Genomic DNA, 16462 nt, shown 5'->3' on the forward strand with positions numbered 1-16462 from the left:
GCTTGGCAAAGGCCGGATTTGGGCTTAGATCGAAGGCATGGCAAAGAACAAATTCCACGATGGCCCCGGCCCGTCCCAACGACAACTGCGCGTCGGCGAACTGATCCGCCGCACCCTGTCCGAGGTTCTGGCGCGCGGAGATGTCCACGACCCTGACCTGAACCGCATGTCAATCACCGTAGGTGAGGTGCGCACCTCGCCCGATCTGAAGATCGCAACTGCCTATGTGCTGCCCCTGGGCGGCAAGGGGCAGGATGATGTGATCGAGCTGCTGGCCCGCAACAAAGGTGAGCTGCGGCGCGTGATCGGCAAGAAGCTGAATCTGAAATTCTCGCCCGATCTGCGGTTCCGTCTGGATGACACGTTCGACCGTCTGGACGACACCCGCCGCATGTTTGAACAGGACGCGGTGCGCCGCGATCTGGACGAGTGATCCGCACGCTGGCCACGATTTGCGCGGTTTTCTGGGCCTCGCAAGCCTCGGCCGTGACCTGTGAAAAGGTGACCCACGGGCAAAAGCGGTACACTGTCTGCGAAGTGGATACCGCCAACGAAGACCTGCGTTTGTTCCTCAAGGATGAAAGCGGCTCTGTTCTGGGTCATTTTTCCTCGGTGAACGACGCGCTGGCCAGTGAGGGCAAGCGACTGGCCTTTGCGATGAACGCCGGGATGTATCACGACGACCGCTCACCCGTGGGCCACTACGTTGAGAATGGTCAGGAACAGATGCGCGTCATCGCCAATCCCGGCCCCGGCAATTTCGGCCTGCTGCCCAACGGCGTGTTCTGCATCCGCGAGGGCCGCGCCGATGTGTTCGAGACATTGGATTTCGTCGACCAAGCCCCCGACTGCGAGTTTGCAACCCAATCTGGCCCCATGCTGGTGATAGACGGAGAGTTGCATCCACGCTTTCTGCCCGACTCGACCTCTCGCTATGTACGCAATGGTGTGGGCACCAGTTCCGATGGCGCGCGGGCTGTGTTTGCGATCTCGGACGACTATGTCACCTTTCACGAGTTCGGCAGCCTGTTCCGGGATGTGTTGGAAACTCCGAACGCGCTGTTCTTGGACGGTAATATTTCGCGGATGTACGAACGGGCCAGCAATCGGTCGGACGTTGGCTTTTCGCTTGGGCCGATCGTGGGCGTGGTCGAGGATGCACCCTGAAATTGACAGGGCTTTAGTGATCCGCTAACTCGCGCGCCTTAGCAAGATTCAAGGTGCGATATGGGACGCAAACGCAAGGGCCGCGACATTTCCGGTTGGCTGGTGGTGGACAAGCCTGCTGGCATGACCTCGACCGCGGTGGTCAACAAGGTGCGCTGGGCGATGGACGCCAAGAAAGCAGGTCACGCAGGCACGCTGGACCCCGAGGCAACCGGCGTTCTGGCCGTGGCATTGGGCGAGGCGACCAAGACCGTTCCCTATATCACCGACGCGTTGAAAGCCTACACGTTCACGGTGCGTCTGGGTCAGGCCACCAATACCGACGATGCCGAGGGCGAGGTGATTGCCCAAAGCGATGCACGCCCTTCGGATGACGATATCAAACAGGCTCTGGCGCCGTTTCTAGGCAATATCATGCAGGTGCCGCCGAAGTTTTCCGCCGTGAAGATCGATGGGCAACGCGCCTACAAGCTGGCCCGCGATGGCGAGGATGTGGAGCTGTCCGCCCGCCCCCTATGGGTTGAGGAGCTGATCCTTGTGGACCGCCCCGACGATGATCATGTCGTGCTGGAAATGACCTGCGGCAAAGGCGGCTATGTCCGGTCCATCGCCCGCGATCTGGGCGCGGCTCTGGGATGCCATGGCCATGTCAAAGAGCTGCGCCGCATCTGGTCCGGCCCGTTCGAGGTAGAAGATGGCCTATCCATCGAACAGATCGACGAGATGGCGAAGACCACTGCTTTGGACGACTACCTGCACCCGCTGGAAACCGGCCTCGCCGACCTGCCCGAGCTGAAATGCACCCCCGAGGGTGCCACCCGTCTGCGCAACGGCAATCCGGGCATGGTTCTGGCCTCGGACGTGGAATACGGGGACGAGGCATGGGCATCTTTGGATGGCAAAGCCGTGGCGGTTGGTGTCTATAAATCCGGCGAACTGCATCCCAGCCGGGTGTTCGTCGCCTAAGCGCCGTGCTAGGCCGTGGGCATGATCACCCGAACGCATACCAAGGGCGACGCGCCCTCGACCGCCATCTATTCGGATTGCGAAAACTACCGCTATAGCCTGACCCGCGTCTGGGATGAGGGCGGGCGCAAAGCGCTGTTCGTGATGCTGAACCCGTCCACCGCGACCGAGGTGCAGAACGACCCAACCGTCGAACGCTGCGAACGCCGCGCCCGCGCGTTGGGGTTCGGGGCGTTTCAGGTCACCAACATCTTTGCTTGGCGCGACACCGACCCGCGCAAGATGCGCGCCGCCGCCGATCCTGTAGGGCCGGAAAATGACGCAGCCATTCTGGATGGTGTGCAATGGGCCGATCAGGTCATCGCCGCTTGGGGCACCCACGGCGCACATCTAGACCGTGGACCGGCGGTTGAAACCTTGCTGCGCGGCACCGGGCAACCTTTGTTTCATTTGGGGCTGACTAAGGACGGCCACCCCAAACACCCTCTGTATATCGCTTATACCCAGCAGCCCGAACCATGGTGATCAAAGGTTAACCACAAGCCCAACTCAGCTTTGACCAACCAACTGGCAACATGAGACAAATCACCCTCGATACAGCGCGCTTGCGGAGGGATGTCATGTTTCTGTTCGGATTGCTGGGCCTTGCCGCAGTCGGCGGCGCCGCCTACGCGATAAGCGATGTTTTTGAGGCCGACGACGACCTTGAGGACGAGGAAATCGTCGAGGATGAGGCTGAGGACGTTTCAGAAGGCAACCTGCTGGATGTTGGCGAAAACATAGACACCCCGACTGAACCGTCCACCGGGACAGTGATATCTGAATTCCAGGATGATCTGATTATTGCAGGCTCAGAGAGTCAGGATCTTTTGACGGGGCAGGACGGCGACGACCAGATCAACGGGTACGGCGGCAACGACAGTGTGAGCGGCGGGGAAGGCAACGACACTCTGCATGGTGGGGCCGGTGAAGACCACCTTCTTGGCGAAGGCGGCAATGATGTCCTGCACGGCGAAGGCGGGGTTGATCAAATTGCCGGGGGCGCAGGGGATGACGCGCTGTTTGGGCATTTCGGCAACGACATTCTGGACGGTGGTGCGGGTGATGACGAGCTATTTGGTGGGCAGGACGACGACACTCTGACCGGTGGCGAAGGCGATGATGCTCTGAATGGCGGCTATGGGGACGATCATCTGGACGGTGGCAAAGGGCAGGATGTCCTGTTCGGCGGAGATGGCAACGACGTCCTGATGGGTTCGGACGGTAGTGTGGATTTCCTGAACGGCGGCACCGGGGATGATACGATTTTGGCCGATAGCAACGACATCGTGACAGGTGGCGAAGGCGAAGACGAAGTCGTCGTCCAAGCGTCTCAGGACGGCACGGCTACGACCGTGATGGATTTTCAACCCGGACAGGACAAACTTTTGGTTTCATGGGAAGGCGAAGAAAACCCGGTTGTTCAGGTCGAGCCTGATGCCGAGGATGAAAACCTGACAAATGTGATGATCAACGGCCAAAACGTCGCTCAGTTGCTTGGGGCCGAAGGTTTGACCCCGGATGATATTCAGTTGATCGGCGCATTCGACCTGACGCAGCTAAGTGCGCTGGGCTGATCCAACAGAATCCTTTTGCCATTCGCCGCAAATACGCTTATACGCGCGCATCCGTACCGGAATCGGTGCGGTTTTCTCCATGGGCCTGTGCTGGACGACATCCCGGCCTGCGCCATTAACTCTAACCTTTTACAAGGAGACCCCGATGTCGATTACTGCCGCTGATAAAGCACGCGTCATGAAAGAATTCGCAACCAAGGACGGCGACACTGGTTCGCCTGAAGTTCAGGTTGCAATCCTGACCTCGCGCATCAACACCCTGACCGAGCACTTCAAGACCCACAAAAAAGACAACCACGGTCGTCGCGGTCTGCTGAAAATGGTCGCCCAGCGTCGTAAGCTGCTGGACTACCTGAAGGGCAAGGAAGAAGCGCGCTATCAGGACCTGATCAAAAAGCTGGGCATCCGCCGCTGATCGCCACTTTGCGCGATTATCCGGGCCAGACCCCAGATTTACGATTTGTACGCCCACCCTTGCGGTGGGCGTTTTCATTTTAGGCGCGTCGTGATTGCCCCCTGATCCGGCAGCGTGTTTTTCAGCATCAAATCTCACCAAAATTTTCGCAGGCGACCACAATTCCTTTGCCGGCATTTGCGACGGCCCTATGATTCCAGTTAGTCCGAAAAACGGGCCGCCATGTAAAATGTGAATTGTTTGAGGAGAGTTTGAATGAGGAAATTTGCCCTCTTGTCCCTGATACCATTGGTGCAGGTGGCTCCTGACTTGGCGTATGCGGACAATTCTGCGGCTGCAAGCGCTTTTCAGGGCGCATATGCGGGATTGGAACTAGGGGCAGCAACAGCCGACGGAATGACCGATTTCCCAGTTTTGTCGGGCGGCACGAGGAACACTTCATTCGACCCTGACACAGGCCGCAGTTTCGGCGTGGCGCTGGGATATAATATGCAGCGCGGCGACATGATCTACGGTGCGGAAGTCAGGTACTCGAATCTGTCTCACGTTGTGGAAAAGGGCAACCCGGAAACACGCGAGGTCATGGACTTTGCGGACTTGCGCAGCAGGGTTGGCTACGTGAACGGTGATTTCATGTTTTACGGCGCCCTTGGCTGGTCGTGGTCCAGGCTGCGGGTCCACCCAAGCGCCCAATTTGACCGGGACAGCCAAACCACGCTGGACGGATTCAACATCGGTCTGGGCATGGAATACAACTTCAATGACCGCTGGTCCTTGGGCGCGGATTATACCTATAGGGACGTAAGCGGCGAGTTTGACGACGCGCCCAATGACTCGGACTTCGACCTCAGCACCCTCACCGCCAGGGTCGCCTATCGGTTCTGAGCGAACACCCACGTTCAGGCCAGATGTTTTCTGGCCTGCCACGTCACCCGACGACACGAATTCGGCGCAGTCCAAATGGATCATTCGGTTTCCCTGCGCCATGATGGAAGTCCAATGCCCATATTTCCGAACATCAAAGTGATATTTGTACACATCCCGAAATCGGGCGGTTCCACGGTGACGACTGTATTAAAACGTGATCGCTTCTTGGGGCGGCGGGTAAACCCAAGAGATCCGCGCGACACCGACATCGACTATATCTCGCAGTATTTCGATTTACTTGGGAATGAAGCCAACGACTATTACAAGTTCAGCTTTGTGCGGAACCCTTGGGATCGCTTCGTGTCTGGCTATCACTACGTCTGTCAGCGACGGCCGGAAATCACAGAGGTCAGCTCTCACGGATCATTTTCCGAGTTTGTTCACGCCTTTTCGCAAGAACCGGACAAGTTTCTCAAAATCCGCTATTTCCAGCCACAACATATCTACCTGACCGACGCTTCAGGAGAGATGCCCATTGATTTCGTGGGCCGCTTTGAGCGGTTTGACGAGGACCTCAAGGTCGCCTTGAAGCAGATCGGTATGCGAAGGGCGCTTGTTCGTCACCGAAAACAATCAAAACGCACTGACTACCGCGACTACTACGACCAAGAGACTCAGGACATCGTTGGACGCGTTTATGCGAAAGATGTGGACCTGTTCAGCTACAAGTTTGATGACGGTCGCCGCCGTGAGAAATCAGGGCTGTTTGGGATGCTGAAATAGCCCAGCGACCCCAGTTATGCTCCCACTTCTATCGGCGACCGCAACAGCCGAAATCATCTGCTGCGCAAATGTTATCCGTCACTCGACAAATGGAAGACTGGTGTATGCACCGACTTCGTTATTTCCCGATCGTTCGTTGAACGCCTCGATCATGTCGTTGGTGGCTTTTGCGGCATCCAAATCAATACTCTCAAGGTCGAACTCGGAGAACGGGAACTCAGCCGCAGAATCCGGTGGCTGTTTGACCATCTGAACCGGCGCGGGAAAGGATTCTTCGTTGGGGACGCCCTGGCGGGTGCGGATGCTGTCTTTGGTGACGTTCCACGTCATGAAATCGGTCGCCAGATCAAGCGGGCCGTCATAGGTTTCCCGAATGGCCGAATAGACCGCCAACGCAATGTCGTGGTCGTTCTGAAAATGGTAACAGACCGCCAGTCTTGGCTCTGTATCCGACATGATCTTGCCAAATGCCTGCGCAGCGGTGTGACCTTGCGATCCGACAAAAATCGCCTCGGAGGGCGCAAAACCGTATTTTTCGATCATGAATTCAGGAGGCGTGAAGCATTCGTGAATCGCCAGGTCCGCTCCGGCCGCGTGTTCTCTCCACCACCGGGTCGGCAGCGTGTCGGAAGAAAAGGCAAATGTCAGATCGTTCCATTCCAGAAGAAAGCTGACAGCCTGTTCGCCGTGAATAGCGGGAAGGGTTCTGACCTGAACACCGTTTTCGTCATAGACGACGTTGTTCACAGCCTTCCAGTCGAACTCATTCACCTCAAGCTGCAGGCCGCGCGGATCAACGGCTGCGCCTCGGGTTGCTTCTTCCCATGCCCACATCTTCATCATGTGATCGGCCCAAGCCTTTGTACCCCATTCAGGCTTAATGCCTTCCGGCCCCCAAAGGCGCACAGGTGTGAGGCGGTTATTCACCGGGCCGGTGAAGTAGAACGCGGGAAAATCGCCTGCGTGGTCAAGGTGCAGGTGACCCAGGAACACCTTGTCGAGTTGATCCAGAGGAATTCCAAGTGCCATGATCCGCTCAAAGGACCCTTCCCCCATGTCGAAGATGAATTTGTCGCCGTTCCCCAGCTCGACCAGGAAACAGGCCGCAGCCTGTTTCAGGCGCGGCTGCGGCATGCCCGTTCCGCAGGCAACAACCCGCATTTCGTCCGGACCCAGCGTTTCAGTGCCGGGATAGTAAACGGTTTGGTTGGGGTAAGGTTCGGTGCGCGACCATGCCTTGGGTTCAGAAGATTGCGCCATTGCTGTTCCTGTCGCGGTGACAGCAAACGCCGCGCCAAATAGCGCTGCTCTGATCGGTCCTGTGTTCAAACGCATCCAAAATCCCCCCACGCAACCAAACGTAATGCTCAAAGATATGAGAGCACTATATCAACAACCGGGAATTTTTGAATACTTTTAGCGACTATACGCGATGGAAGCGCCCGCCATAGGACAGGCGCTTCGCTTTGCTTCGTTTGGCCTACATTTTGGCTTTCTCTGATTTCAGCGCCAGCCACAGGCAATAGCACATGACCAGTACGACCAACGTAAACGGAATACCCGTTGAAACCGCCGCACCTTGAAGGGCAACCAAGCCGCCTCCCAGCAAGAGGGCGATTGCGACCAGCCCTTCCAAAGTGCACCAGAACACGCGCTGGATCACCGGGGCATCCATCTTGCCGCCCGCGGTAATCGTGTCGATCACCAGTGAACCGGAATCAGACGAGGTCACAAAGAACACCACGATCAGGATCAACGCGATTGGCGCCACGATACCATAGAGCGGAAGCTCTTTCAGGAAGCCAAACAGCGCGCCTTCAGGGGCATAGCTGTCGATCACGGTGGCGCGGACACCTTCCGCTCCGCCTGCGTTCAGCATGTCAATCGCGGCACCGCCGAAGGTTGACATCCACAGCGCACAGACCGCCGTGGGCGCCAGCAACGCGCAGATAACGAACTCTCGCACCGTGCGACCCTTTGAGATACGCGCGATGAACATGCCCACAAACGGCGACCATGCAATCCACCACGCCCAGTAGAAGGTCGTCCAGCCGTGGAAATAGCTGGTGTCTTCACGCCCGAACGGGTTGGACAAGGCTGGCAGGTGCAGCACGTAGTCCGTCATCACGTTGAAATACCGCGCGATGGCCGTTCCAATACCGGTGACTGCGATCACGAACAGGAACAAGCCGACAGCCATGATCATGTTAATCTCGCTCAGCCGTTTGACACCTGCATCCATGCCCAAAAGAACCGAGCCCAGCGCAATCATTGTGATCCCGATGATCAGCAGCACCACAACTGTCGGGCTGGGTTCGATGCCGAACACCTCGTAAAGGCCCGCGGCCACCTGCTGCGCGCCCAATCCAAGCGAGGTTGTCAGGCCGAACAGCGTAGCAAATACGGCCAGGGTATCAATGATGTGACCCCACCAGCCCCACACGCGTTCACCCAGGATCGGATAGAAGGCCGACCGCAGGGTCAGCGGCAAGCCAAGGTTGTAGCTGAAGATGGCCAGCGCAAGACCAACGGCGGCGTAAACGGCCCAGCCTTCTAGCCCCCAATGGTGGATCGTACCAACGATACCGGCATACTCATTGCCAGGCACCGCAATATCAATTCCCAGTGGAACAGCATTCCCGTCCTCGGCAAAGTTGTAATACACCGGCTCCATCACGCCGAAGAACAGCAAACCGATCCCGATCCCGGCCGCGAACATCATCGCGATCCAGCCAGCATAGGAATAGTCGGGCTTGGCGTCTTTGCCGCCGATCCGCACCTTGCCGACGGGCAAAACGATCAGCACCAGACAGAACAGGGTGATTGCATCCACCGAAAGAACAAGGAACCAATCGAACGTACTGGTCAGCCATGGCCGGAGCCATCCAAAGAAGGTCGCGGCGGCCTCCTGATTGGCCAATGCGATCAGGACGAACGCAAAAATGAGGATACTTGAGATCAGGAAAACCGGGTTGTGGATGTCCAAACCGAACGGTCGGACGTTATCCTGCCCAAGTTCGTATTCGGTTTCAAAGTCATAGATCCGGGGATCCGGATCCAGCATTTTCTTTGTCTGAGCCATTCGACTGCCCCTCTGTCCGCTAGGTGCAAACGCCAAGGTATTCGGTCGACTGACGGATATGAGTATTGTACCCCCTTGGCGCGTTTCCGTCTTTTCGACCGCGGGTTCAGTGGTAACATCTTACACTGACATCATATTTTTACAAAACGCATTCAAGTTATCGCATTTGTTTGGTCAAATTCACATAAAAGCCTGACTATCTCGACAATGCTGTTCCAACCGGTGGAATGGCCGTCAACTGTGCCACTATGCGGTTTCTCTTTCCTTTGAGAGGAATCTCATGTATGCGCGCAGCATCTGAGACGTTGTGCCCTGACCCCGGCACTCGAACGGAAGATAAAATGGGGTCGGCGGCAATGGGGCCGCCATGCAAAACGGGAGACCCGGAGGGCCGGGAGTGCTCCCTTTTAGGATACGCAAATGTTTGATGTAACAAAGAAATCAATGCAGTGGGGCGAAGAGACGCTCACGCTGGAAACCGGCAAGGTTGCGCGTCAGGCCGACGGCACCGTGATTGCCACGCTGGGCGAAACCAGCGTCATGGCGAACGTGACTTTTGCCAAGCAACAAAAGCCTGGTCAGGACTTTTTCCCGCTGACCGTGCACTACCAAGAGAAATACTATGCCGCCGGTAAGGTTCCGGGCGGCTTCTTCAAGCGCGAGGCGCGCCCGACCGAGAAAGAGACGCTGACCGCGCGTCTGATCGACCGTCCGATCCGTCCGCTGTTCGTTGACGGCTTCAAGAACGAAGTTCTGGTCATGTGCACCGTGCTGTCCCACGATCTGGTCAACGATCCCGACATCGTTGCGATGATTGCTGCCTCGGCAGCTCTGACCATTTCCGGCGCGCCGTTCATGGGCCCGATCGCCGGTGCCCGCGTTGGTTTCGTCGATGGCGAATACGTCCTGAACCCGACCGTGGACGATATGCAGGACCTGCGCCTGAACCCTGAACAGCGTCTGGATCTGGTTGTGGCCGGTACCAAGAACGCCGTGATGATGGTGGAATCCGAAGCGTATGAGCTGTCCGAGGCCGAAATGCTGGGTGCCGTGAACTTCGCGCACGAACAGATCCAGCCGGTTCTGGACCTGATCATTGATCTGGCCGAAGAAACCGCGAAAGAGCCGTTCGACTTCCAAGCCCCGGATTACTCGGACCTGTACGCCGCTGTTTCGGCGGCCGGCGAAGAGCAGATGCGCTCCGCTTTCGCAATCACCGACAAGCAAGAGCGCACCGCCGCTGTTGCCGCTGCGCGTGAAGCGATCAAAGAAGCGCTGACCGAAGAACAGCTGGAAGACGCGAACCTTGGTTCCGCGATGAAAAAACTGGAAGCCGGCATCCTGCGCGGTGACGTCGTCAAAGGCGGCAAGCGCATCGACGGTCGCTCGACCACCGACATCCGTGGGATCGAAGCCGAAACCTCGATGCTGCCGCGGACGCACGGTTCGGCCCTGTTCACCCGTGGTGAGACACAGGCGCTGGCCGTGACCACGCTGGGCACCGGTGATGATGAGCAATTCATCGACGCGCTGCACGGCAACTTCAAATCGAACTTCCTGCTGCATTACAACTTCCCTCCGTATTCGGTTGGCGAAGTTGGCCGCGTGGGTGGCCCCGGCCGTCGCGAGATCGGCCACGGCAAGCTGGCATGGCGCGCCCTTCAGGCGGTTCTACCTGCGGCAACCGACTTCCCCTACACGATCCGCATCGTGTCGGAGATCACCGAATCCAACGGCTCCAGCTCGATGGCGTCGGTCTGCGGTGGTTCGCTGTCGATGATGGATGCAGGCGTTCCGTTGAAAGCACCGGTTGCCGGTGTGGCCATGGGTCTGATCCTGGAAGATGACGGCAACTATGCCATCCTGTCAGACATTCTGGGTGACGAAGACCACCTGGGCGACATGGACTTCAAAGTGGCGGGTACCGAAAACGGCATCACCTCGCTGCAGATGGACATCAAGGTCGCAGGCATCACGCCCGAGATCATGGAGAAAGCCCTGGCGCAAGCCAAGGACGGCCGGATGCACATCCTGGGCGAGATGGGCAAAGCCCTGTCCGAGACCAACGAATTCTCGGTCCACGCCCCACGCATCGAGACCATGAACATCCCGACCGACAAGATCCGCGAAGTGATCGGTTCGGGCGGTAAGGTCATCCGCGAAATCGTCGAGGTTTCGGGTGCCAAGGTCGACATCAACGACGACGGCGTGATCAAGATCGCCTCGCCGGACGGAGAGTCGATCCAAAAGGCATACGACATGATCTATTCGATCGTGGCCGAGCCGGAAGAAGGACAGATCTACACCGGTAAAGTGGTCAAGATCGTCGACTTCGGTGCCTTCGTGAACTTCTTTGGCAAGCGCGACGGTCTGGTCCACGTGTCCCAGATCGAAAACCGCCGCCTGAACCATCCGTCGGATGTTCTGAAAGAAGGTCAGGAAGTAAAGGTCAAGCTGCTGGGCTTTGACGACCGCGGCAAGGTCCGCCTGTCGATGAAAGTCGTCGATCAGGAAACCGGCGAAGAGATCGTTCCCGAGAAGAAAGAAAAGAAAGAAGACGCAGAATAATCTGCGCCTCTTTCTGAACAGCGAAAGACCCCGGTTTTGGCCGGGGTCTTTTGTTTAGTGCGCAACCCCGGACGGTCCGTGCTTCATGATATGCCACTGGCCGAAGCTGTCGTTCAGATCCAGCTTGATCGCGGCATCCGCCTTGGTCGACGCACTGCCGATTTCCGCCAGAGTGAACTCGATCCCGCCGGGGATGTCGATCCGAACCCGATGCTCACCGCCCCCATGCGGCGCCTGAATCGGGCGACCGGTCGAGTTTAGCACATCGCCGATAGTGACCTTGGCCGTGCGGCCTTCCATATCCATCTCGAAATCAATTGGCAGATACAGCGTCTCGTGAACAGTTTTGCACATCGCCCGAAAGACGAACCAATGGGTCGCCATTTCTTCGGTCTCTTCGCCGTGAAAGACCTTTTCCAACGCGGATCGCTGCGCGTCCGAGGCGCTTGGGTCGATGATAACCTGCATCTCACCACCGCCCTCAAAAATCGGACCGGGCCACGCGTAAATCAACGCAGCCTTCGCCCCGACAAGGTCCGTGTCGCCGAAATGTCCCTTTGAAATATTCAGAACTTCAAACCCACGGCAATTCCCATGGGTCGGTACTTCCTCGAACTGACAAGGGCAGGCATAGCCGCAATTGCAGTTCCCGAAAGCCTCACCTTCGACATACCAATCTGTAAATGCCATCGTCTTCTCCTGTGATGCACAGTGTGAATGCTCGATGTTTGTGGCCTTGCGCCTGTAGCTCTGCTGAACAGCTATACCCTACCATAACTGGCTGGATTCACGAACCGAGCAACATTTCCCGATGCGAGAAAGGCACCCGGGAGTGAGTACCAAAACAAGGTCATCTAGTCCCTTCGACACGCCATTCGCACATGTCTTGGGTGAAAACCTGCGTCCACCAAGACCTATGATTGTATTTTTGCTGTCTTACCCACTTGTTTCTCTTTCCCAGATTGCGCTCGTGTTCTATGCACTTGGGCATGCGCTCTTTCGTAATTCACATGTCCTCAAGTACGGCCCGGCGGCCTAACGCAGAAAAGCTGTGTGCTGACCTGCCAAACGCCGAGTTGTTCGAGGCCGTGAATGGGCGAAATTCTGACCAGATCGCGAATGTCGAGCTGTTTCCCGGCAATTTGCATCGGCCCGAATACCCGTTCAATTTGCGACCTGCTGAAATTGGTGTTTTTGAAAGCCACCGCCGAATCTGGCGCAAGCTGGTCGATGAAAAGATAGACATGGCTATCATCACCGAGGACGACCTGCGCGTTGACCCGTGCCGGATGACCGAGGCGCTAAAGATGCTCGCGCCGATCGCGACGCCGGATCACTATATCCGCATTCCCGTGAAACAGCGCGAGATCGCCGCCCAGGTGCTGGCGAAACACAACGACATGCGATTGATCCTGCCCAAAGTAATCGGGCTGCAGTGTGTGTGCCAGTTGGTCGGTCGGCGCGCGGCCGAACGGCTGCTTGAGGCAACCAACAAAATCGACCGTCCGATTGACACGTTTCTGCAAATGCACTGGTTGACGGGCCAGCCGATCCTGGCACTGCTAGGCAGCGGCAATCAGGAAGTCGCCAACGAGATTGGCGGGTCAACCATTCAAGCCCGCCCTCCGCTGGGCGACAAGATATCCCGAGAGTTCAAGCGCGCGGCCTATCGCGCGAAGCTCTACCAACACCCACAGCGACCGGCCGCCTGATACGCAAAGTGGTCAAGCGGGGCATATAGCCCCGCTTTCTGTCTTAGCTGGGCGCTTTGGTCTTGCGCAGGTACGGGAAGATCGTCTCAAACTCGCCGAACTTTTCCTTGGCTTCTTCGTTGGAAACCGCCGGAGGGATGATCACGTCTTCGCCCGGCACCCAGTTTGCAGGGGTCGCAACGCCCTTGCTGCTCATCTGCAAACCATCCAGTGCGCGCAGGATTTCCGCAAAGTTGCGGCCTACGGTCATCGGATAGGTCATCGACAGCTTCAGTTGCTTATCGGGACCAATGATAAAGACCGAACGAACAGTGGCGCTGTCAGCCGGTGTGCGGCCATCCGGCAGGTATGCTTCGGCCGGTAGCATGTCGAACGCCTTCGAGACAGCCAACCCGTCATCCGCGATGATGGGGAAACCGGGGTTGGCATTGCCATATGCCTCAATGTCCTTTTTCCACTTCTTGTGGTCCTCGACTCCGTCGACGGAAACACCCAGGACTTTCGTGTTCCGCGCGGCCCATTCGTCGTTCAACTGAGCAACAGCCGAAAATTCGGTGGTGCAGACAGGGGTAAAATCCTTGGGGTGCGAAAACAGAATGGCCCAGCTGTCACCAATCCAATCGTGGAATTGAATGGTGCCCTGATCCGTTTCTGCCGTGAAGTTGGGAACCGTGTCGTTGATGCGCAAACCCATGAGGCATCTCCTTTTCTGCTGATGAGCGTGATCGGTTGGTGCAAACTTAATCACTTTGCAATCAAGTTAAACCGTTCTTTTGTGACTTGCCGGATATTTCCCTAGCCCAACGCGCAGCGTCACGTTGAATTGTTACTTGCCCCTTTTGGGACAGAGTGACAGAGTGCCCCACAAAACCGACCGGGCGGTCGAAATAACTCAGTTCAAAAGGTGGAGCCATGATCGACAAACGCAATTTCTACATCAACGGACAATGGGTCGCTCCGGCGCAGGCCAATGATTTCGAGGTGATCAACCCCTCGACCGAAGACCCGTGCGCGGTCATCTCTCTGGGCGGGGCAGAGGACACAAACGCAGCCGTCTCCGCAGCCAAAGCCGCATTACCCGGATGGATGGCCACCCCGGTCGAGGACCGCATCGCGCTGGTTGAAAAACTGGTTGAGATTTACCTATCTCGCTCGGAAGACTTGGCGCAGACAATGTCGCTGGAAATGGGTGCTCCGATTGACATGGCGCGTACACAGCAATCTGGCGCCGGCGTCTATCACCTTAAAAACTTCATCCGCGCCGCCAAGGCGTTTCAGTTTGATCGCCCCTTGGGGGATCACGCCCCTAACGACCGGATTATCTACGAAGCCGTGGGTGTTGCCGCCCTGATCACGCCTTGGAACTGGCCGATGAACCAGATCACGCTCAAGGTGGGCGCGGCTGCGATCGCGGGTTGTACCATGGTTTTGAAACCGTCCGAGCAAAGCCCGCTGAACGCGATGATCTTTGCCGAGATGATGGACGAGGCCGGGTTCCCCGCCGGTGTGTTCAACCTTGTAAACGGCGACGGCGTGGGCGTCGGCTCGCAACTGTCGGCGCATCCGGATGTGGATATGATCAGCTTCACCGGCTCGACCCGCGCGGGCACGGCGATTTCCAAAAACGCCGCAGATACGTTGAAGAAAGTGCATCTTGAGCTGGGCGGCAAGGGCGCAAACGTGGTCTTTGCCGATGCCGATGAAAAGGCCGTCAAACGCGGCGTGCTGCATATGATGAACAACACCGGTCAAAGCTGTAACGCCCCCAGCCGCATGCTGGTGCAGCGCCCGATCTACGATCAGGCGGTCGAGACGGCTGCGCAGGTGGCCAACATGGTGTCGGTCGGGAACGCTCAGGAAGAAGGGCGGCACATTGGCCCGGTTGTGAACGAGCTTCAGTGGAACAAGATTCAAGATCTGATCCAGAAGGGCATCGACGAAGGCGCGCGTCTGGTCGCGGGCGGCACCGGTCGGCCAGAAGGTCTGAACAAAGGCTATTATGTTCGTCCCACGGTCTTTGCAGATGCCAACAACCAGATGACCATCGCGCGCGAGGAGATCTTTGGCCCGGTCCTGACCATGATCCCCTTCGACACCGAGGAAGAAGCCGTCGAGATCGCCAATGACACGCCGTATGGCCTGACCAACTACGTCCAGACGCAGGACGGAAGCCGTGCCAACCGCATGGCGCGTGAGCTGCGTTCGGGAATGGTCGAGATGAACGGCCAGTCGCGCAGTGCGGGGTCTCCGTTCGGTGGGATGAAACAGTCCGGTAACGGGCGCGAAGGCGGCGTCTGGGGTCTTGAGGATTTCCTTGAGGTTAAGGCGGTCGGCGGCTGGGCCGCTGAATAACCGCGTTTTTACATGATCCAGTTGTGAGGCACCCAACGGTGCCTCGCTTTATTTTCAGGCATCTGCCTGCGCGGCTTCATAGGCAAGCATGGCGCGTTTGACCGGCAAGCCCCAGTGATACCCGCCCAGACCGCCAGACTTTCGCAAGGCGCGGTGGCAGGGGATCAACCAACTGACCGGGTTACGCCCGACCGCCGTACCCACAGCGCGGACGGCTTGCGGCGATCCCACCCGCTGCGCAATCTCGGAATAGGTCGTGACCTGACCAGACGGGATATGCATCAGCGCCTCCCACACTTTTATTTGAAGCGGAGAGCCGATCAGGTAGAGAGGTGTCGGCTCCAAACGGTCGCTTACCGATCCGAACGCGCTTAGCACCCAAGGACGCAACCGCATCGGGTCCTCTACGAAATCCGCAAGGGGCCAACGTGAGAGCATATCCTCCATCGCCGCTTCCTCACCGGATTCTGCGGCAAAGGCCATGCCGCAAATGCCTTTGTCTGTTCCCATCTCCAACGCAGGCCCAAAGGGGCTTTCAAACCAGCCCCAGTAGATCGTAAGACCCGCGCCCTTGCGAGCGTATTCGCCGGGGCTCATGGATTCCCATTTCAGAAACAGATCATGCAGGCGACCGCTGCCAGACAGACCTACGTTATGCGCAGTCTCAAGGGTCGTGAACCGTTCGCGCAGCAACGCCTTTGCATGGCCCAGCGTCAGATACTGCTGATACCGTTTCGGCGACACCCCGGTCCAGCGCGAGAACAGACGTTGAAAATGGGCTGGGCTCATATCCATCTGTCGCGCCAGCTCCTCCAGAGATAGGGATTCTCCGCCCTGATCAATCAACTCGATCGCGCGGCGCATGACGTTATAGTGGTATCCGCTTTCCGGGGTCTGGACGTTCATTTCGCACCTCATCTGCTGAACCGAACCA

Annotated in this window: 16 protein-coding genes; 11 read left to right on the forward strand and 5 right to left on the reverse strand. The window is 57.6% G+C overall.

The window, feature by feature from the left end; all coding sequences use genetic code 11:
* The first annotated feature begins 37 nt into the window (after positions 1-37).
* The 8 genes from rbfA (at position 38) to ACR0KS_RS10570 (ending at position 5814) form a co-directional block, all read left to right on the forward strand.
* Entirely contained in the window at positions 38-433 is a 396-nt protein-coding gene (rbfA, locus tag ACR0KS_RS10535) for a 30S ribosome-binding factor RbfA (protein WP_170387673.1), read from the forward strand.
* Positions 430-1167, forward strand: coding sequence for a phosphodiester glycosidase family protein (locus tag ACR0KS_RS10540; RefSeq protein WP_170563971.1), 738 nt, complete (start codon positions 430-432; stop codon positions 1165-1167). The genes rbfA and ACR0KS_RS10540 overlap by 4 nt, the downstream gene beginning before the upstream one ends.
* Before the next feature lie 60 nt (positions 1168-1227).
* On the forward strand, positions 1228-2133 hold the full coding sequence (gene truB, locus ACR0KS_RS10545) for a tRNA pseudouridine(55) synthase TruB (RefSeq protein ID WP_170563973.1): 906 nt from the start codon (positions 1228-1230) through the stop codon (positions 2131-2133).
* A gap of 21 nt (positions 2134-2154) precedes the next feature.
* Positions 2155-2658 (forward strand): DUF1643 domain-containing protein, encoded by a 504-nt coding sequence (locus tag ACR0KS_RS10550; protein ID WP_170387679.1) that lies wholly within the window; start codon positions 2155-2157, stop codon positions 2656-2658.
* Positions 2659-2753: 95 nt separating this feature from the next.
* A complete protein-coding gene (locus tag ACR0KS_RS10555; protein ID WP_170563976.1) occupies positions 2754-3749 on the forward strand; it encodes a calcium-binding protein in 996 nt (331 codons plus the stop codon).
* 145 nt (positions 3750-3894) lie between these two features.
* Entirely contained in the window at positions 3895-4164 is a 270-nt protein-coding gene (gene rpsO, locus ACR0KS_RS10560; RefSeq protein ID WP_050605082.1) for a 30S ribosomal protein S15, read from the forward strand.
* Between the two features lie 255 nt (positions 4165-4419).
* Positions 4420-5049 (forward strand): porin family protein, encoded by a 630-nt coding sequence (locus tag ACR0KS_RS10565; RefSeq protein ID WP_170563980.1) that lies wholly within the window; start codon positions 4420-4422, stop codon positions 5047-5049.
* 114 nt (positions 5050-5163) lie between these two features.
* Positions 5164-5814 carry a sulfotransferase family 2 domain-containing protein gene (locus tag ACR0KS_RS10570; protein WP_170563983.1) on the forward strand — a complete coding sequence of 217 codons (651 nt, stop codon included), beginning with the start codon at positions 5164-5166 and terminating at the stop codon, positions 5812-5814.
* Positions 5815-5892: 78 nt separating this feature from the next.
* Here the strand turns inward: ACR0KS_RS10570 and gntH are convergent, their stop codons facing one another.
* The gene (gene gntH, locus ACR0KS_RS10575; RefSeq protein WP_170563986.1) at positions 5893-7149 is read right to left on the reverse strand and encodes a guanitoxin biosynthesis MBL fold metallo-hydrolase GntH; all 1257 of its coding nucleotides are present in this window, start codon (positions 7147-7149) and stop codon (positions 5893-5895) included.
* Positions 7150-7294: 145 nt separating this feature from the next.
* Positions 7295-8896 (reverse strand): BCCT family transporter, encoded by a 1602-nt coding sequence (locus tag ACR0KS_RS10580; RefSeq protein WP_170387687.1) that lies wholly within the window; start codon positions 8894-8896, stop codon positions 7295-7297.
* 420 nt (positions 8897-9316) lie between these two features.
* On the opposite strand from ACR0KS_RS10580, the gene pnp reads away from it, so the two are divergent.
* The gene (gene pnp, locus ACR0KS_RS10585; RefSeq protein WP_170563989.1) at positions 9317-11464 is read left to right on the forward strand and encodes a polyribonucleotide nucleotidyltransferase; all 2148 of its coding nucleotides are present in this window, start codon (positions 9317-9319) and stop codon (positions 11462-11464) included.
* Positions 11465-11518: 54 nt separating this feature from the next.
* Here the strand turns inward: pnp and ACR0KS_RS10590 are convergent, their stop codons facing one another.
* Positions 11519-12154: a DUF1326 domain-containing protein gene (locus ACR0KS_RS10590; protein ID WP_170550812.1), complete on the reverse strand. Its 636-nt coding sequence runs from the start codon at positions 12152-12154 to the stop codon at positions 11519-11521.
* A 299-nt stretch (positions 12155-12453) separates the two neighbouring features.
* Between ACR0KS_RS10590 and ACR0KS_RS10595 the strand changes: the two genes are divergently transcribed.
* The gene (locus ACR0KS_RS10595) at positions 12454-13176 is read left to right on the forward strand and encodes a glycosyltransferase family 25 protein (protein WP_170387693.1); all 723 of its coding nucleotides are present in this window, start codon (positions 12454-12456) and stop codon (positions 13174-13176) included.
* A gap of 43 nt (positions 13177-13219) precedes the next feature.
* On the opposite strand, the gene ACR0KS_RS10600 is transcribed toward ACR0KS_RS10595, so the two are convergent.
* Positions 13220-13870: a peroxiredoxin gene (locus ACR0KS_RS10600; RefSeq protein ID WP_170355987.1), complete on the reverse strand. Its 651-nt coding sequence runs from the start codon at positions 13868-13870 to the stop codon at positions 13220-13222.
* 218 nt (positions 13871-14088) lie between these two features.
* Here ACR0KS_RS10600 and ACR0KS_RS10605 point away from each other — a divergent pair, with 218 nt between their 5' ends.
* Positions 14089-15528 (forward strand): aldehyde dehydrogenase family protein, encoded by a 1440-nt coding sequence (locus ACR0KS_RS10605; protein WP_170563992.1) that lies wholly within the window; start codon positions 14089-14091, stop codon positions 15526-15528.
* 54 nt (positions 15529-15582) lie between these two features.
* On the opposite strand, the gene ACR0KS_RS10610 is transcribed toward ACR0KS_RS10605, so the two are convergent.
* A complete protein-coding gene (locus tag ACR0KS_RS10610; protein WP_170563995.1) occupies positions 15583-16434 on the reverse strand; it encodes a bifunctional helix-turn-helix domain-containing protein/methylated-DNA--[protein]-cysteine S-methyltransferase in 852 nt (283 codons plus the stop codon).
* Between the last annotated feature and the right edge of the window lie 28 nt (positions 16435-16462).

The sequence above is a fragment of the Ruegeria sp. BC7 genome (genome assembly GCF_056539165.1).